At 70.9% G+C, this 16,191-nt stretch carries 19 protein-coding genes and 1 pseudogene; 8 read left to right on the top strand and 12 right to left on the bottom strand.

Features of this window, described 5'->3' with window-relative positions:
* Window positions 1-2,359, top strand: a 2,359-nt coding sequence (locus H7I41_RS04560; RefSeq protein ID WP_264011376.1) for a DNA translocase FtsK, incomplete at its 5' end; no start/stop codon positions are given.
* Between the two features lie 4 nt (window positions 2,360-2,363).
* Here H7I41_RS04560 and H7I41_RS04555 read toward each other — a convergent pair.
* Entirely contained in the window at window positions 2,364-3,362 is a 999-nt protein-coding gene (locus H7I41_RS04555) for a hypothetical protein (RefSeq protein WP_264011375.1), read from the bottom strand.
* A 2-nt stretch (window positions 3,363-3,364) separates the two neighbouring features.
* Window positions 3,365-3,847, bottom strand: a complete 483-nt coding sequence (locus H7I41_RS04550; RefSeq protein WP_308214582.1) for an amino-acid N-acetyltransferase — start codon at window positions 3,845-3,847, stop codon at window positions 3,365-3,367.
* A gap of 81 nt (window positions 3,848-3,928) precedes the next feature.
* Here H7I41_RS04550 and pgsA point away from each other — a divergent pair, with 81 nt between their 5' ends.
* From pgsA to pspM, 5 genes and pseudogenes are all read left to right on the top strand, one after another.
* Window positions 3,929-4,534, top strand: a complete 606-nt coding sequence (pgsA, locus tag H7I41_RS04545) for a CDP-diacylglycerol--glycerol-3-phosphate 3-phosphatidyltransferase (protein ID WP_264011374.1) — start codon at window positions 3,929-3,931, stop codon at window positions 4,532-4,534.
* A pseudogene (locus H7I41_RS04540) lies at window positions 4,512-4,995 on the top strand (CinA family protein). Before pgsA ends, H7I41_RS04540 begins: the two are co-directional and overlap by 23 nt.
* Before the next feature lie 130 nt (window positions 4,996-5,125).
* Window positions 5,126-5,458 carry a transcriptional regulator ClgR gene (clgR, locus tag H7I41_RS04535; protein WP_264011373.1) on the top strand — a complete coding sequence of 111 codons (333 nt, stop codon included), beginning with the start codon at window positions 5,126-5,128 and terminating at the stop codon, window positions 5,456-5,458.
* Window positions 5,459-5,627: 169 nt separating this feature from the next.
* On the top strand, window positions 5,628-6,449 hold the full coding sequence (pspA, locus tag H7I41_RS04530; RefSeq protein ID WP_264011372.1) for a phage shock protein PspA: 822 nt from the start codon (window positions 5,628-5,630) through the stop codon (window positions 6,447-6,449).
* 19 nt (window positions 6,450-6,468) lie between these two features.
* Window positions 6,469-7,299 carry a phage shock envelope stress response protein PspM gene (gene pspM, locus H7I41_RS04525; protein WP_264011371.1) on the top strand — a complete coding sequence of 277 codons (831 nt, stop codon included), beginning with the start codon at window positions 6,469-6,471 and terminating at the stop codon, window positions 7,297-7,299.
* A gap of 4 nt (window positions 7,300-7,303) precedes the next feature.
* Here pspM and H7I41_RS04520 read toward each other — a convergent pair whose 3' ends face one another.
* Both H7I41_RS04520 and H7I41_RS04515 read right to left on the bottom strand, forming a co-directional pair.
* On the bottom strand, window positions 7,304-7,720 hold the full coding sequence (locus H7I41_RS04520) for a DUF5313 domain-containing protein (protein WP_264011370.1): 417 nt from the start codon (window positions 7,718-7,720) through the stop codon (window positions 7,304-7,306).
* A gap of 7 nt (window positions 7,721-7,727) precedes the next feature.
* Window positions 7,728-8,165 carry a limonene-1,2-epoxide hydrolase family protein gene (locus H7I41_RS04515; RefSeq protein WP_264011369.1) on the bottom strand — a complete coding sequence of 146 codons (438 nt, stop codon included), beginning with the start codon at window positions 8,163-8,165 and terminating at the stop codon, window positions 7,728-7,730.
* Between the two features lie 39 nt (window positions 8,166-8,204).
* On the opposite strand from H7I41_RS04515, the gene H7I41_RS04510 reads away from it, so the two are divergent.
* Complete coding sequence (locus tag H7I41_RS04510) at window positions 8,205-9,377, top strand: glycosyltransferase (protein ID WP_264011368.1); 1,173 nt, start codon at window positions 8,205-8,207, stop codon at window positions 9,375-9,377.
* 9 nt (window positions 9,378-9,386) lie between these two features.
* Window positions 9,387-9,581, top strand: a complete 195-nt coding sequence (locus H7I41_RS04505; RefSeq protein WP_264011366.1) for a DUF3046 domain-containing protein — start codon at window positions 9,387-9,389, stop codon at window positions 9,579-9,581.
* An 8-nt stretch (window positions 9,582-9,589) separates the two neighbouring features.
* On the opposite strand, the gene H7I41_RS04500 is transcribed toward H7I41_RS04505, so the two are convergent.
* From H7I41_RS04500 to H7I41_RS04465, 8 genes are read right to left on the bottom strand one after another with little or no spacing between them, the layout of a single operon-like run.
* Window positions 9,590-9,916 carry a hypothetical protein gene (locus H7I41_RS04500; RefSeq protein WP_264011365.1) on the bottom strand — a complete coding sequence of 109 codons (327 nt, stop codon included), beginning with the start codon at window positions 9,914-9,916 and terminating at the stop codon, window positions 9,590-9,592.
* Complete coding sequence (locus H7I41_RS04495) at window positions 9,913-10,671, bottom strand: DUF6390 family protein (RefSeq protein ID WP_264011364.1); 759 nt, start codon at window positions 10,669-10,671, stop codon at window positions 9,913-9,915. The genes H7I41_RS04500 and H7I41_RS04495 overlap by 4 nt, the downstream gene beginning before the upstream one ends.
* On the bottom strand, window positions 10,671-11,735 hold the full coding sequence (hypE, locus tag H7I41_RS04490; RefSeq protein WP_276008276.1) for a hydrogenase expression/formation protein HypE: 1,065 nt from the start codon (window positions 11,733-11,735) through the stop codon (window positions 10,671-10,673). The genes H7I41_RS04495 and hypE overlap by 1 nt, the downstream gene beginning before the upstream one ends.
* Window positions 11,728-12,828, bottom strand: a complete 1,101-nt coding sequence (hypD, locus tag H7I41_RS04485) for a hydrogenase formation protein HypD (RefSeq protein WP_264011363.1) — start codon at window positions 12,826-12,828, stop codon at window positions 11,728-11,730. The genes hypE and hypD overlap by 8 nt, the downstream gene beginning before the upstream one ends.
* Window positions 12,829-12,832: 4 nt before the next feature.
* On the bottom strand, window positions 12,833-13,144 hold the full coding sequence (locus H7I41_RS04480) for a HypC/HybG/HupF family hydrogenase formation chaperone (RefSeq protein WP_264011362.1): 312 nt from the start codon (window positions 13,142-13,144) through the stop codon (window positions 12,833-12,835).
* 37 nt (window positions 13,145-13,181) lie between these two features.
* Complete coding sequence (gene hypF / locus H7I41_RS04475) at window positions 13,182-15,455, bottom strand: carbamoyltransferase HypF (RefSeq protein WP_264011361.1); 2,274 nt, start codon at window positions 15,453-15,455, stop codon at window positions 13,182-13,184.
* Window positions 15,452-15,697, bottom strand: coding sequence for a HypC/HybG/HupF family hydrogenase formation chaperone (locus H7I41_RS04470; RefSeq protein ID WP_264011360.1), 246 nt, complete (start codon window positions 15,695-15,697; stop codon window positions 15,452-15,454). Before H7I41_RS04470 ends, hypF begins: the two co-directional genes overlap by 4 nt.
* 3 nt (window positions 15,698-15,700) lie before the next feature.
* The gene (locus H7I41_RS04465) at window positions 15,701-16,186 is read right to left on the bottom strand and encodes a hydrogenase maturation protease (protein ID WP_264011379.1); all 486 of its coding nucleotides are present in this window, start codon (window positions 16,184-16,186) and stop codon (window positions 15,701-15,703) included.
* Window positions 16,187-16,191: the final 5 nt, after the last annotated feature.

Here is a 16,191-nt window from a genome sequence, read left to right as displayed (position 1 = left end):
CCGGGGCGCACGCGCCGGCTGGCTGATGGTCGCCCGGGGTGCGGGGTCGACGGCACGGTCGGTCGGCCGGGCCCGCGAGATCGAGCCGGGCCACCGCCGCGACGGCATCGCCCTGGCGCTGCTCGGCGTGGCAGTGGTGATCGCCGCGGGCTCGTGGTTCGACGCCGCCCGCCCGGTCGGCGAATGGATCGACACCGTCCTGCGGACCCTCGTCGGCTCCGCGGTGGTGCTGGTGCCCGTGCTGCTCGTCGCCGTCGCGGTGACGCTGATGCGCAGCGAACCCGACCCGGAGGCCCGGCCCCGGCTGATCCTCGGCGCGACGATGATCGCGCTGCCCGCCCTGGGGCTGTGGCACCTGTGGGCCGGTTCGCCTCAGGCGCCGACGGACCGCCGGCACGCCGCCGGCTTCGCCGGGTTCGCGATCGGCGGACCGCTGTCCGATGGGCTGACCGCCTGGATCGCCGCGCCGCTGCTGTTCATCGGCGTGCTGTTCGGGGTGCTGCTCATCACCGGCACCACGATCCGCGAGGTGCCCGCCACGGTGCGTGCGATGTTCGGGACCCGTCAGTTCGACGACGAGTACGACCAGTACGACGACGACTACGACGACGAGCCGGAAGACGCCGCGGCCGAGGACTTCTCCGACGGCTACTACGACGATCCGGCCGGCTATCTCGGAGACGAGCCGCAGGCGTGGCCGTCGGGCACCCCGATGGAGAACTACCCGCTCGACCCGCAGGACGCCGGCGATGCGCCGACGGTGCCCGAACCGGCCGCCAAGCCGAAGCGCAAGAAGCCGGCCGCGGAGAAGAAGGCGGACCGGCCCGACACCGACACGCTGACACTCGACCGGGTGGTCGAGGGCCCGTACGTGCTGCCGCCGCTCGACCTGCTCATCGCCGGTGATCCGCCCAAGCGCCGCAGTTCGGCGAACGACCAGATGATCGACGCGATCAGCTCGGTGCTCGACCAGTTCAAGGTCGACGCGGCCGTCACCGGGTGCACGCGCGGACCGACCGTCACCCGCTACGAGGTGGAACTGGGTCCCGGCGTGAAGGTCGAGAAGATCACGGCGCTGCACCGCAACATCGCCTACGCGGTGGCCACCGAGAGCGTGCGGATGCTGGCGCCCATCCCCGGCAAGTCGGCGGTGGGCATCGAGGTGCCCAACACGGACCGCGAGATGGTCCGGCTCGCCGACGTGCTGACCGACCCGAAGACCCGCCGCGACCACCACCCGTTGGTGATCGGCCTCGGCAAGGACATCGAGGGCGAGATGATCTCGGCGAACCTCGCCAAGATGCCGCACCTGCTGGTGGCGGGCTCCACCGGCTCGGGCAAGTCGAGCTTCGTCAACTCCATGCTGGTGTCGCTGCTGGCGCGGGCCACGCCCGAGGAGGTCAGGATGATCCTGATCGACCCGAAGATGGTGGAGCTCACCCCCTACGAGGGCATCCCGCACCTCATCACCCCGATCATCACCGAGCCCAAGAAGGCGGCCGCAGCGCTGGCCTGGCTGGTCGAGGAGATGGAGCAGCGCTACCAGGACATGCAGGCGTCCCGGGTGCGGCACATCGACGTCTTCAACGAGAAGGTGCGCACCGGGGAGATCAGCACGCCGCTGGGCAGCGAGCGCGTCTACAAGCCGTACCCGTACATCCTGGCCATCGTCGACGAGCTGGCCGACCTGATGATGACCGCGCCGCGCGACGTCGAGGACGCGATCGTGCGCATCACCCAGAAGGCCCGCGCGGCGGGCATTCACCTGGTGCTCGCGACCCAGCGGCCGTCGGTCGATGTCGTCACCGGTCTGATCAAGACCAACGTGCCGTCCCGGCTGGCATTCGCCACCTCGTCGCTCACCGACAGCCGGGTGATCCTCGACCAGCAGGGCGCCGAGAAGCTCATCGGCATGGGCGACGGGCTGTTCCTGCCGATGGGCGCCAACAAGCCCATCCGGTTGCAGGGCGCGTTCATCACCGACGAGGAGATCCAGGCCGTCGTCGCCGCGACGAAGGAGCAGGCCGAGCCGGAGTACACCGAGGGTGTCACGGCGGTGAAGGCCGGTGAGCGCAAGGACGTCGACCCCGACATCGGCGACGACATGGACGTCTTCCTGCAGGCCGTGGAGCTGGTGGTGTCCTCGCAGTTCGGCTCCACCTCGATGCTGCAGCGCAAGCTGCGCGTCGGGTTCGCCAAGGCGGGCCGGCTGATGGACCTGATGGAGACCCGCGGCATCGTCGGGCCCAGCGAGGGCTCCAAGGCGCGCGACGTGCTGGTCAAACCGGACGAACTGGCCGGAACGCTGGCGCTGATCCGCGGCGGCAGCGACGCGGCAGGAGGCGACGCCGAGGACTAGCGCCTCAGCAGGTCTCGTACCGCTGGGACAGCCCCCGTTCCAGCGGCAGCGCGACGTGGTCGGCGTCGTGGCGGTAACAGCCGCCGACGATCACCTCGGCGGCGCCGTCACCGGTCTGCGCGGTCAACTCGACCGGCCGGCCGAATCGGGTCAGCAGGTCGGCCACGGCGAAGGCGACCCGGCGGGCGTCCGCTCCGGCGCCGTAACCGTCCGGCAGGCCGATCTCGACGTCGGTCTCGGCCTGGCGGCCGCGCTCGGCCGGCACCGTGGTGGTGCCCCGCGCCTCCTCCGAACCGCCCACCACCGCGCTGATCTCGCGCCAGGTCTGCAGGTCGGCGTCGCTCGGAGGCCGGGGCGTCGAGTAGTACGTGTGCGGATGCCGGTACGGCTCGGCCGGGAGCGAGATGCCCCAGGACGCGTCGGCCAGGGCCGGATCGGCGGCCTGGGCCGCGAGGACCTCCGCCGAGGTGGCGTCCGGGCGCAGCGTCACGGTGATGCCGCGGCTGTCGCCGGACCCGTTCCACCTTGGCTGCGTCAACGCGACCCTGGCGGCGACCGACGACCGCACTGTCCGCAGCCACACCGCGGCGCTGTCCGCGACGGCGTCGGCACCGGCATTGCTGACGGTCGTCGAACGCCCGAACGAGAACGACGCCTCCGAGTACTCGAGGATGCCGGAGTTCTTCGGCGGCGGCGGGACGACGGGCAGGCGCAACGACAGTTCGGCGGAGTCCTCGGCCAGCCCGGTGCCGGTGGCGTGCTCGACGAAGTACCCGCCGACCTGTCTGACCTGCGGTTCGGTGATGCCGGGATCCAGCGTCACCGTCAGATCGAAGTTCTCCCCGTTGGTGAAGTCGTTGTGGTAGCGCACCTCGGTGCCGGCCACCCCGGGCATCCCGCGGACATGACGGTCGAGGTCGCGCGCATCGTCCTCACGGTTGGTCACGCAGCCCGCGGTGCACACGACGAACAGGATTGCGGGTATCGCGACGACGGGGCGCATCGCTAGAGGGTCAACAGCATTCGGGTGTTGCCCAGGATGTTCGGCTTGACGTAGGACAGATCGAGGAATTCCGCGACGCCGGTGTCATACGAGCGGCACATCTCCTCGTAGACCTCCGCGGTGACCGGTGTGCCCTCGATCTCGGTGAACCCGTGCCTGCTGAAGAACTCGACCTCGAAGGTGAGGACGAAGATGCGTTGCAGCCGGAGCTCGCGGGCGACGTCGAGCAGGCGGTCCACCACCAGATGCCCCACTCCTCGTCCCCGCACCTTGGGGTGCACCGCCACCGTGCGCACCTCGCCGAGGTCCGCCCACAGCACGTGCAGGGCGCCGCAGCCGAGCAGCTCGCCGTCCACCTCGGCCACCCAGAACTCCTGCACCGCCTCGTAGAGCGTCACGAGGTTCTTCTCGAGCAGGATCCGGCCCGCGTACACGTCGACGAGCTCTTTGATGGCGGGCACGTCGGAGGTCCGGGCGCGCCGCACCACGACCCCGCCGGGCTGCTGGGCGTCCGCTCCGCTCACAGCTGCGAGAGTATCCGCATCGGCAACCGATATTCTGTTGCGGTGCCGGGCCAACCCCATACCGATCCGGTGGTGCCGCGCGCCCGTGTCGCGAACCTCGCCAACGTCCTCACCGGTGTGCGGATGGCCCTTGTCCCGGTGTTCCTGGTCGCGCTGTTCGTCGGCGACGGCCATGAGATCTTCTGGCGGGTAATGGCTTTCACCGTGTTCACGGTCGCAGTCATCACCGACCGGTTCGACGGCGCGCTGGCACGCAGCTACGGCATGGTGACCGAGTTCGGCACCCTGGCCGACCCCATCGCCGACAAGGCGCTCATCGGCTCGGCGCTGGTCGGGCTGTCGATGCTCGGCGACCTGCCGTGGTGGGTGACGGCGGTGATCCTGGCCCGTGAGATCGGTGTCACGGTGCTGCGCTTCGCCGTGCTGCGTCACGGCGTGATCCCGGCGAGCCGGGGCGGGAAGCTCAAGACGCTGGTGCAGGGCGTGGCGATCGGGCTGTTCGTGCTGCCGCTGCACGCCTGGCCCAGCCCGTGGCTGACCACCGCGTGGGTGATCATGTGGGCCGCGATCGTGCTCACGGTGCTCACCGGTGTGGACTACGTCGTTTCGGCGATCAGGGACTCCCGTGGACGACCCGCTGGTCACTGAGGACGCCCGCGCGCTGGTGGCCGACCTCACCGTCCGCAGGCAGAGCGTCGCCACCGCCGAGTCGCTGACCGCGGGGCTGCTCGCCGCCACGCTCGCCGGGGTGGCCGGTGCGAGCGTGGTGCTGCGCGGCGGGCTGATCACCTACCTCGAGGACACCAAGATCTCGCTGGCCGGGGTGCCGCCGCAGGTGCTGGAGGCCGTCGGTCCGGTCGCTGGGCCGACGGCGCGGGCGCTGGCCGTCGGGGCCCGCCAGCGCTGCGGGGCGACCTGGGGTGTCGGCCTGACTGGCGGGCCCGGAACCGCACGGCGGGCATCCGGTCGGCACCGTCTTCCTCGGCCTGGCCGGGCCGGTGGACACCGTCGTGGTGCAGTTGAACCTGTCCGGGTCGCGGTGGGACATCAGGGTGGCGGCGGTCAACGAGGCGATCGGCCGGTTGCGGGTGATCGTCGAAGCCCAGTGATCAGCGGCGCCCGCGGCAAATAGTGATGACGATGCGGGAACCGCCCGGCGAACCGCGGCGTTCTACTTCATGACGTCTGAAACGACGACGTCGGTACGACGAGGACGCTTCCGGCGAAAGAGGAGGGCACATGGCGGCATTGCTGCGCGAGGTGATCGGTGAGGTTCTGCGCCGTGCCCGGACATCACAGGGCCGCACCCTGCGGGAGGTGTCGGACTCCGCCCGGGTCAGCCTGGGCTACCTGTCCGAGGTGGAGCGCGGCCGCAAGGAGGCGTCCAGCGAGCTGCTCGGCGCCATCTGCGGGGCTCTCGACGTGCCGCTGTCGCGGGTGCTGTCCGACGCCGGCCACGAGATGGCGGGTCAGGAACACGCGGCCGCCAGCCGTGCCCCGGCCGGCACGGCCAACATCGACGTCAGCACCAAGGTGGTCATCCCGCAGGTCGTCTCCATGGCGGTCGCCTGAGTCCGAGACCGGCCCGCGACCGCGCAAAACGCCCGCAGGGGTGTGGTGACGTGCGTGAAACCGATAAGTTGGCACAGGAGAACTGCGGGCGCCCCGTCGCGGCGATGATGACCTCGACGGCGACCCGGACCGAAGACACGAACAACGACTCTTAAGGCGGAGCGAACTCATGGCCAATCCGTTCGTCAAGGCGTGGAAGTACCTCATGGCGCTCTTCAACTCGAAAGTCGACGAGTACGCCGATCCGAAGGTGCAGATCCAGCAGGCGATCGAGGATGCGCAGCGCCAGCATCAGGCGCTGACCCAGCAGGCCGCCCAGGTGATCGGCAATCAGCGACAGCTGGAGATGCGGCTCAACCGGCAGCTCGCCGACATCGAGAAGCTGCAGGTGAACGTCCGCCAGGCGCTGACGCTGGCCGACCAGGCCGTCGCCAACGGTGACGCCGCGAAGGCCACCGAGTACAACAACGCCGCCGAGGCGTTCGCCGCGCAGCTGGTCACCGGCGAGCAGAGCGTCGAGGACCTCAAGACGCTGCACGACCAGGCGCTGCAGGCGGCAGGCCAGGCCAAGAAGGCCGTCGAGCAGAACGCGATGATGCTGCAGCAGAAAATCTCCGAGCGCACCAAGCTGCTGTCGCAGCTGGAGCAGGCCAAGATGCAGGAGCAGGTCAGCACCTCGCTGCGGTCGATGAGCGAACTGGCCGCACCGGGCAACACGCCGAGCCTGGACGAGGTCCGCGACAAGATCGAGCGCCGCTACGCCACGGCGATGGGTGAGGCCGAGCTCGCGCAGAACTCCGTGCAGGGCCGGATGATGGAAGTGCAGCAGGCCAGCGTGCAGATGGCCGGGCACTCCCGGCTGGAGCAGATCCGCGCGTCCATGCGCGGCGACGCCCTTCCCGCCGGCGGCAGCCCTGCGGCGAGCTCGACGCCCGCCACCCCTGCCGCCAACCCGAACCAGGCCACCCCCGAGAATCCGCTCAGTCAATAGCTCTGGAAGGGATCAGCGCATGACATCCCGGACGACACCCAGGTTGTATCGGAACCCCGTCGTGCGCTCGAGCGTGCAGCGCGGCATCGACACCGCTGCCGAGTTCTCCGACGTGCTCGCCGAGAAGCTGCACGCCGCCGCCGATCCCCGCGCCAAGGCGCTGCGCAAGCGCCGCTGGGCGCTGCGGCTCGGCCTGTTCTTCGTCGTCTCGGCGGTGTTCTGGGTGCTGGTGACCGTCGTGCTGGCGTCCTGGAGCACCCCGGCCTGGGCGCTGCTGATCCCGACGCCGATCGCGGCGGGCGCTGCGTTCCTCGCGACGCTGTGCCTGCTGCGGTACCGGTGGCTGCGCTCGACGCCGCTGCCCCCGGAACGGACGCGCGGCAGCAGGCGGCTGCCGCCGTGGAACTCCGCGGCCCGCAGGCCGATGGCCGCACTGGTCGACGCCGAGCGGGGTCTGCTGTCGCTGCTCGGGGTGCTCGAGCGGGGGCGGATGCTGCCGGCCGACGAGCTTCGCGAACTCCGGGCGGCGGCCGAGCATTCCGCGGCGACCATGGCAGCCACCGCGGCCGAGGTGGTGTCGATGGAGCGGGCGGTCAGTTCGGCGCCGCAGGCCCGCGCCCACCTGGCGCCCACCATCACCGCCTTCACCGCGCAGATGGATCAGGGTGTCCGCCAGTACCACGAGATGGTCACCGCGGCAGCGCAACTGGTGTCGGCCGCCAACAGCGGGTCGATGTCGAGTTCGCCGTTGTCGGCCCGGCGCCACCGCGACGAGTTGGTGGACGCGACCGATCGGCTCAACGGCTGGGCGCAGGCGTTCGACGAGCTGGGGCGGTTGCGCAGGGCCTGAGCCGCTAGATGTCGTGGCTCGAATGCGGGCCGGTCCGCGGCCCGTACTTGTCGATGTAGGCCTGGTGGACGTGCGCGTTCTTGCGGCGGGCGATCACGTCGACCAGGCCGGGATCGAGCCCGTGCTTGCGCAGCATGTGCCTGCGCCACACCTTGTTCAGCGCGTGCGAGAAGTACACGAACGGGATGAGGATCGGCAGCGTCATGCTCAGATGCACGTCGAGCGTCGTCGGGATGAGCCAGAACGGCGCCAAAACCACCACCGCCGGCAGGAACACCCGGAACATCATCCGCCGGGCAGCGCCCTCACCCGCCAGGTCCTCGGCCACCCACATCCGCATGGAATCGGGCAGACGCCGCCCGTAGCAGTACGGGATGTACTGCAGCAGGTTGGGCCGGGGACCGGTGGCGGGGTTGCCCATCGCGGAGTTACAGCGTCGGACGGAGCGCCGGGATCACGGCGCCCAGCAGCCCCCGCGCTGTCCCTTTCAGCAGATCGAACGCGTCGAAGTAATCCCGCCACAGCGTGATCTGCCCGGCGTGCACCTCGAACACCCCGCACACCCAGAACTGGCACCGAACGCGACCGAACACCAGCACGTCGGTCCGCTCGGTCAGCACGGTGTCACCCTCGGCGGCGATGCGGTGGATCTTGACCTCGAATCCCGGGCGGCCGTTGGCGCGCCGGAACATCTTGATGATGCGGTCCCGGCCGCGGATGGTCGGGTATCCCACGTTCTGCCAGGCGATGCCCTCGGCCATCGCGGCCTCCGCGGCATCGAAGTCCAGATCCTGCACGGCGTACAGGAACGTCTCGACCGTGCGTGCATTGGCGGTGCTGTCCAGCGCCGGTGTGGTCTCCGTCATGGTGGTCAGCCTAGTCACCGGCTGTGGCAGGGTGGGGCGGTGCGCGTCGCCGTGGTTGCCGGACCCGACCCCGGGCACGCCTTCCCCGCGCTGGCACTGTGCCTGCGGTTCGCCGCGGCCGGCGACAGCCCGGTGCTGCTCACCGGCGTCGAATGGCTGGACACCGCCCGTGCGGCCGGCGTCGAGGCGGTGGAACTGGCCGGCCTCGACCCCATCGACGTCGACGACGACACCGACGCCGGCGCGAAGATCCACCAGCGGGCGGCGCGGATGGCGGTCATCAACGTGCCGCGCCTGCGGGACCTGTCGCCCGACCTGATCGTCTCCGACGTGATCACCGCGTGCGGGGGACTGGCCGCCGAACTGCTCGACCTGCCGTGGATCGAGCTCAATCCGCATCCGCTGTACCGGCCGTCGAAGGGTCTGCCGCCGCTGGGCAGCGGCCTGGCGCCCGGTGTCGGGGTCCGCGGGCGGCTGCGCGATGCGGTGATGCGCACGCTGACCGCCCGATCGTGGCGAGCGGGACTGCAGCAGCGGTCGGCGGTGCGGGTCGACATCGGGTTGCCGGCCGACGACCCTGGCCCGCTGCGCCGGCTGATCGCGACCCTTCCCGCGCTGGAGGTGCCGCGGCCGGACTGGCCGCAGGAAGCCGTCGTGGTGGGGCCGCTGCACTTCGAGCCGACGGACCGGGTGCTCGACGTGCCGCCCGGGACGGGTCCGCTGGTGGTGGTCGCGCCCTCGACGGCGACGACCGGCACCCAGGGCCTGGTCGAGCTGGCGCTGGCGCACCTGACGCCGGGTGACGTGCTGCCCGAGGGGTCGCGGGTGGTGGTGTCGCGGCTGGCCGGACCGGACGGCGACGTGCCGCCGTGGGCGGCGGTCGGGCTGGGCCGCCAGGACGAGCTGCTGAGGCACGCCGACCTGGCGATCTGCGGCGGCGGGCACGGGATGGTGTCCAAGACACTGCTGGCCGGCGTGCCGATGGTGGTGGTTCCCGGCGGCGGCGATCAGTGGGAGATTGCCAATCGCGTTGTGCGCCAGGGCAGTGCGGAGCTGGTGCGACCGCTGGACGCCGACCGGCTGACGGCCGCGGTCCGCCAGGTGCTGTCGTCGCCGCGCTACTCGGCGGCCGCCCGCACGGCCGGTGCGTCGGCAGGCGCCGTCGCCGATCCGGTACGGGTGTGCCACGAGGCGCTCGCCGCTCCGGCGTAAATTGGTCGCGTGCGCCTGACGGAATTCCGGGAACTGGTCGACGGACAGTTCGGCTCCGTTCGTGGCCAGTCGCTGCTCGTCGACCATGTGCTGGCGGCGCTCGGCGGCCGGACCGCCGCGCAGGCCATCGAGGACGGCGCAGAACCCCGCGACGTGTGGCGGGCGTTGTGCGCGGACTTCGATGTGCCGCGCGATCAGTGGTGACGGGCTGTCTACCCTTCGGTGACCGGTTTGACGGCGCCGCCGGTGCGTTCGGGGCTGTCGTCGCCGCTGCCCTCCGGCTTCGCCTCGGTCTGTCTGCCCTCGTAGGGCGGTATGGCCGGCTTGGCGTCCGAGGGCGGCGCCTCGGTCTTGTCGCCGCCGGTCTGCCGCGGCTTGCCGGCTTCGTCGTGGGCGGGCACGGACTCGTCGCCCTCCATCTTCCCCGACGGCCGGTCCGTCGGACCGCCCGAGGGTTGATCCGATCCGGTGTCGCGCGATCCTGGCGCTCCCCGCTCCTCCTGGGGCTCGGCGGACATGGGGCTTCCCGGTGTGTTCATGACTTCTCCTCACGATCTCCGCGCTGTGGCGGCATGGAACTCCTTGTGGTGTTGACGACGGCGAGTGTGGAGCGCGTCGCCGCGTCGAGGGCCGCGGTCTGCTCGGCGGTGAGCGTTCCGCAGATCCAGTCCCAGTGCGCCGCGACCGCGTCGCCGGGCGCGGGTGCGGCGGTCAGGGACGTGCCGTTGCGGTGCCAGCGCACCCGCTCGGCCCGCGGATCGCCGAGCCGCAGCCGATCCGCCTCGAACGTCAGCGGCCGGGACGTGATGACCGCGTCCTCGCCGGTCACCGATTCGACGGTGCCCCAGCGGATGCGACAGCTCTGCATCACCCGCACCGGTGTGCCGGCATCGCGGTCGAGGAATCGCACCCACGGATAGACCGCGAGCACGTGCAGGCTGTGGTGGGCCAGCACGTCGGCGGTGTCCGGCAGGTCCGCCAGCAGGCCGGTGACCTGTCCGCGGAAGGCATGGCGGAGACCCGCGAGCAGGACGCCGGGATCGACGCGGTCCAGCAGCGGCCCGCCGATCCAGTAGGCGCTCACCACCTCCTCGTCGAGCGGGTCGGCGATGCCCGCCGCATCGGCGATCGCCGTCAGATAGGGCCAGGCTCCGTCGAACTCGCGCGCATGCGCCGCCAGGTCGGGCACCGCGACACCTGCCGGTCCGCAGTAACCGAGTTCGTTCGGCGGGTAGGCGAACCGGCCGAACGTGGCATGGCCGGGCGCTACGCGCTGATCGACGGCGCCGCTCATCAGCAGATCCGCGGAAGCTGTTCGCCGATAGGCAGATCCACCACCCGGGTGCCGCCGAGCGCAGTGCGCGCGACCACCATGCCGGGATGCTCCCCGACGCACCGGCCGATCACCGCCGCCCTCGCGCCCAGCGGATGGGCGCGCATCGCGGCCAGTACCCGGTCGGCGTCCTCGGGCGCGACGAACGCGACCAGCTTGCCCTCGTTGGCGACGAACAGCGGGTCGAGGCCCAGCAGCCCGCAGGCGTCGCGCACACCGGGCGGGACGGGCAGTGCCGTCTCCTCCAGTGCCACGCCGACGCCTGCGGCCTTGGCGATCTCGTTGAGCGTGGCCGACATCCCGCCGCGTGTCGGGTCACGCAGGGCGTGCAGGTCGGCTCCCGTGCCGATCATCGCGGCCACCAGGCCGTTCAGCGGCGCCGTGTCGCTGGCGATCGAGGTGGCGAATTCGAGGCCTTCCCGGCAGCTCATCACCGCCACCCCGTGCACCCCGATCTCACCGCTGACGATCACGACGTCACCGGGCGCGGCACGCTGCGGGCGGATGTCGACACCCGGATCGATCAGTCCGATGCCCGAGGTGTTGAGATAGATGCCGTCGCCGTGGCCGGTGTCGACGACCTTGGTGTCACCGGTGACCAGCTTCACCCCGGCGGCCAGCGCGGCCGTACCGACGGCGTGGGCGACGCGGGCGATGTCGTCCAGCGCGGTGCCCTCCTCGAGGATGAACGCCGTGGACAGCACCATCGGCGTCGCGCCCGACATCGCCAGGTCGTTCACGGTGCCGTTGACCGCCAGGTCACCGATCGTGCCGCCGGGAAAGACCAACGGCTTCACCACGAACGAGTCGGTGGAGAAGGCCAGCCGGACGTCGCCGACCTCGATGACGGCCGAGTCGCCCATGCCCGCGTCGGCCGCCGAGCCGAACGCGGGCAGGAAGAGGTGCTCGATCAGTTCGGCGGACATCGCCCCGCCGCCGCCGTGGCCCATCACGATGTTCGGCGCGTCGCGAAGCGGCGCCGGGCACACCCACTGCTCCATATCGATGCTCGGGGTGTCAGGCATGGCTCACCTCGAGCCGCCGGTACAGGTAGTACGCCGCGCACGCGCCCTCGGACGAGACCATGGTGGCGCCGAGCGGGTTCCGCGGGGTGCACAGCGTGCCGAAGGCCGCGCACTCGTGCGGTTTGATCAGCCCCTGCAGCACCTCGCCGGACCGGCACACCGCGGACTCGGCGGTGTGGATACCGGTGACGGCGAAGCGGTGTTCGGCGTCGTAGTCGCGGTAGCCGGGCGAGAGCTGCCACCCGCTGTCGGGGATGGTCCCGATGCCGCGCCAGCCCCGGTCGGTCACCTCGAAGACGTCGGTGAGCATGCGCCGGGCCGCGGCGTTGCCCTCGGCCCGCACGGCGCGGGGATAGGCGTTCTCCAGTTCGTGGCGCCCGGACTCCAGCTGCAGCACCGTCCGCCGGATGCCTTCGAGGATGTCCAACGGTTCGAAACCCGTGACCACGATCGGGATCTCGTACTTCTCACACAGCGAGGGGTATTCCTCGGTCCCCATCACGCTGCACACATGACCGGCGGCCAGGAACGCCTGCACCCGGCAGGTGGGGGACTCCATGATGGCCGCGATCGCGGGCGGCACCAGCACGTGCGAGACGAGCAGCGAGAAGTTCTCGACACCCAGGCGCTTGGCCTGATAGACGGTCATCGCGTTGGCGGGCGCCGTCGTCTCGAATCCGATGCCGAAGAACACCACCTGGCGGTCCGGGTTGTCGCGGGCGATCGTCAGCGCGTCCAGCGGCGAGTACACCACCCGCACGTCGCCGCCCTCGCTCTTGACGCGGAACAGGTCCTTGTCACTGCCCGGAACGCGCAGCATGTCGCCGAACGAGCAGAAGATCACCCCGGGCCGGGACGCGATCTCCATGGCCTTGTCGATGATCTCAAGCGGGGTGACGCACACCGGGCAGCCGGGCCCGTGGATCATCTCGATCTCGTCGGGCAGGAGCTGGTCGATACCGTGGCGGATGATCGAATGTGTTTGTCCGCCACATACTTCCATGATCGACCAGCGCCGGGTGGTGACCGCCTTGATCTCCTCGATCAGCTTGCCGGCCAATTGTGGATCGCTGAACTCGTCCAGATACTTCATGACGTCACCTCTGCCCGTTGTCCGTGTGTTGCGGGTTCTGCAGCCCCGCCTGTCTGGCCGCCAGCTCGAAGCCGTCGCCGAACTCCTCCTTGAGCACCCCGAGGTGCTCGAACTCGGCGAGCGTGCGCTTCGCCGATTCCTCGTCGAGTCGCTGGATCGCGAATCCGACGTGGACCATCACGTATTCACCGACCCGGGCGTCGGGGATGTACTCCAGGCAGACGTCCTTCTGGATGCCGCCGAAGTCCACCATCGACATCAGCGCGCCGTCCCGGTCCTCGACGCGCAGTATCCTGCCGGGCACCGCTAGACACATGGGCGCATCCTCTCTCTCGGCCATCCCTGGGACGCCGTCATCCCGACGTCCCGATCATCAACTGCCCCAGCGCGATACCGCCGTCGTTGGGCGGCACGCGCCGATGGGTCAGGACGGTGAAACCCGCCGTCCGCAGCGCGGCCACCGTGGTGCGCAGCAGCAGGGCGTTGCAGAACACGCCGCCGGACAAGGCGACCGTCCGCTCCGGTCCGCCGTACACGCCGGCCAGGTGGACCACGAGAACGGTCACCGCGCGGTGGAAGCGGGCGGCGACGACCCCGGCCGGAACTCCGGCGCGCATGTCGGCGATCACCGCCGACAGCACCGGAGCAGGGTCCACGGCGGGACCGTCGGCGCCGAACCGGTAGCTTCCGCAGCCCGGTTCGGCGCCACGGGCCAGCCCTTCGAGTTCGATGGCGGCCTGCGCCTCGTAGTCGACGGTCTGCCGGACGCCCACCAGCGCTGCTACCGCGTCGAACAACCGGCCCATGCTCGAGGTGGGCACGCAACCCAGCCCGGTCTCCAGCTGGTGGCGCAGAACCCGCCGTTCGTCAGGCGGGCAGGCCTGTACGGGCTGCAGATCCGGATCCCACGGCAGCCCGGCAGCCCAGAGATGGGCCAGGGCCATCCGGTAGGGCCGCCGCACGGTGAGGTCGCCGCCCGCAAGCGGCACGTAGCGCAGCGCCGCGAGCCGGCGGTAGCCCTTGTAGTCGGCCAGCATCACCTCGCCGCCCCAGACCGCCCCGTCGTCTCCGTAACCCGTTCCGTCGAACGCGAATCCGAGTACCTGCTCGGTGCCGTCGAGGCCGTGCTCGGCCATCACCGCGGCGATGTGCGCGTGGTGGTGCTGCACTTTGCGCACGGGGCGGCCACCGGCGTTGCGGTGCGCCCAGCCGGTGGACCGGTATGCCGGGTGGGCGTCGGTCACCACCACGACGGGGGAGACGCCGGTCAGTGTGCGCAGGTGCCGCTCGGCGGCGTCGAACGCGGACAGCGTCGCCAGGTCGTCCATGTCGCCGATGTGCTGGCTCAGCCACGCATAGCGGCCGTCGGCGACGGCCAGGGTGTTCTTCAGGTCGGCGCCCACCGCGAGGGCCGGCGGCACCGCGACGGGCAGCGCCACCGGGAGCGGGGCATGGCCGCGGGACCGCCGGATGGGTGACTCCTCACCGTCGAGGACGCGCACCACCGAGTCGTCGCACGGCACCAGGATCCTGCGGTCGTGCACCAGCCAGCCATCGGCGAGGTCGGCGAGCCGCGCGAACGCGTCGTCGTCGGCGAAGCAGATCGGCTCACCACCGAGATTGCCCGACGTCATCACCAGCACCTGCGGGCCGGGCTCGTCGCCGGGCAAGCCGAACAGCAGCAGGTGCAGTGGCGTATAGGCCAGCATCACACCGAGATCGGGGTTGCGTGGCGCGACCGCGTCGGCGACGGGGCTCTCGGTGCGGCGTGGCCGCAGCACGATGGGTCGCGCCGCGCCGGTCAGCACGCCCGCGATGCGTTCGTCGACGTCGATGAGCAGGGCTGCCCCCGCCAGATCCGGGACCATGACCGCGAACGGCTTGTCGCCGCGCCGCTTGCGCCTGCGCAGTTCCGCGACCGCCTGCGCATTCCCGGCGTCGCAGGCCAGGTGGTAGCCGCCGATGCCCTTGACCGCGAGCACGCCTCCCGCGCGCAGCAGGCGACGGGCCCGCCGTAGTCCCTCCTCGCCGCACCCCAGCACATCGCTGCCGGTGCGGAAACGCAGCGTAGGCCCGCAATCCGGGCAGCAGACGGGTTGCGCGTGGAATCGGCGGTCGGCGGGATCGGTGTATTCGCGGGCGCAGGCGGCGCACATCGCGAAATCCGCCATGGTGGTGTTCGCCCGGTCGTACGGCAGCGCGCCGATGATGGTGAACCGAGGCCCGCAGTTGGTGCAGTTGATGAACGGGTGCCGGTGCCGGCGGTCGGACGGGTCACGAAGCTCGGCAACGCAATCGGCGCACACCGCGACGTCGGGGGAGGTGAGAGTGCGGCCACCGGTCGAGCGTGACGTGTCGGCGATGGTGAACCCGGTGCCGCCGGTGCACGGCACGTCGCGGGTCTCGAGGTGGTCGATCACGGCCAGCGGCGGCGGATCGTCGCGCAGCCGACCGAGGAACGTGCACACGGCGTCCGGGGTGCCCTCGATCTCGATGACGGCGCCCGCGCTGTCGTTGCGGACCGATCCGGACAGGCCGAGGGCGGCCGCGGTGGTGTACACGAACGGGCGGAAGCCCACGCCCTGGACGACGCCGTGCGCACAGATCCGCAGCCGCTGGCGGGTCATGGCGGCGGATCCCCACTGCCCATCATCTTCAGACCGGCCAGCGCCTCGGCCGCCCCGGCCCGGTCGGTTCTCTCCACGACGAACCCCATGTGGATGATCACCCAGTCACCCGGCGCGAAGACGTCGTCGGGCAGCATGCCGATGTTGACCTTGCGATGCTCACCGACCACGTCGACGAGCGCGAGTTGGCCGCCGTAGCCGTCGAGCATCCGCACCACCTGACCGGGGATTCCGAGGCACATCGCTCAGCCCTCCACGGCCGCGCTGGTCAGTAGGCGCGCGACCACGTCCTCGACCGCGCGCACCGCCTCGGGCACCGCCGCGGCGACCGGGGCGCTCAGGCCGATGCCGTCCTCGACGCTCTCGACCTCGCAGCCGATCACCACGGTGCGCGGCGGGGTGCTGCCGAGCGCGTAGACACCCGCGAACACGGCCGCCGGGTCCATGGCGTGCGCATCCAGACGGGCAGTGCCCGAGAGACTCTCGTGGTCGGCCTCGATCACGTGCAGGGTGCCCGGCCCGCCGCGGTCGGGCAGCGCGTCGACGAGGACCAGCGCGTCGTAGCCGTCGAGCAGGTCGTAGGCGAGGTGCATGCCGCGGATGCCGTAGTCGGTCACCGCGACGTCGGGTCCGGCGAGCCGCTGCGGCACATGGCGCACCACCTCGGGGCCGAAACCGTCGTCGCCGAGGAAGATGTTGCCGATGCCGGCAATCAGGATTCTGGTCGTGATCCCTG

Source organism: [Mycobacterium] manitobense (assembly GCF_025821665.1).
Classification (GTDB): Bacteria; Actinomycetota; Actinomycetes; order Mycobacteriales; family Mycobacteriaceae; genus Mycobacterium; species Mycobacterium arseniciresistens.
This window is presented reverse-complemented; position numbering and strand designations above follow the sequence as displayed.

Coding starts and splice junctions, on each gene's coding strand:
- H7I41_RS04555 (WP_264011375.1), bottom strand. CDS start 3,362: ATGCGCCCCGTCGTCGCGATACCCGCAATCCTGTTCGTCGTGTGCACC.
- clgR (WP_264011373.1), top strand. CDS start 5,126: ATGGCGGCATTGCTGCGCGAGGTGATCGGTGAGGTTCTGCGCCGTGCC.
- pspA (WP_264011372.1), top strand. CDS start 5,628: ATGGCCAATCCGTTCGTCAAGGCGTGGAAGTACCTCATGGCGCTCTTC.
- pspM (WP_264011371.1), top strand. CDS start 6,469: ATGACATCCCGGACGACACCCAGGTTGTATCGGAACCCCGTCGTGCGC.
- H7I41_RS04520 (WP_264011370.1), bottom strand. CDS start 7,720: ATGGGCAACCCCGCCACCGGTCCCCGGCCCAACCTGCTGCAGTACATC.
- H7I41_RS04515 (WP_264011369.1), bottom strand. CDS start 8,165: ATGACGGAGACCACACCGGCGCTGGACAGCACCGCCAATGCACGCACG.
- H7I41_RS04500 (WP_264011365.1), bottom strand. CDS start 9,916: ATGAACACACCGGGAAGCCCCATGTCCGCCGAGCCCCAGGAGGAGCGG.
- H7I41_RS04495 (WP_264011364.1), bottom strand. CDS start 10,671: ATGAGCGGCGCCGTCGATCAGCGCGTAGCGCCCGGCCATGCCACGTTC.
- hypE (WP_276008276.1), bottom strand. CDS start 11,735: ATGCCTGACACCCCGAGCATCGATATGGAGCAGTGGGTGTGCCCGGCG.
- hypD (WP_264011363.1), bottom strand. CDS start 12,828: ATGAAGTATCTGGACGAGTTCAGCGATCCACAATTGGCCGGCAAGCTG.
- H7I41_RS04480 (WP_264011362.1), bottom strand. CDS start 13,144: ATGTGTCTAGCGGTGCCCGGCAGGATACTGCGCGTCGAGGACCGGGAC.
- hypF (WP_264011361.1), bottom strand. CDS start 15,455: ATGACCCGCCAGCGGCTGCGGATCTGTGCGCACGGCGTCGTCCAGGGC.
- H7I41_RS04470 (WP_264011360.1), bottom strand. CDS start 15,697: ATGTGCCTCGGAATCCCCGGTCAGGTGGTGCGGATGCTCGACGGCTAC.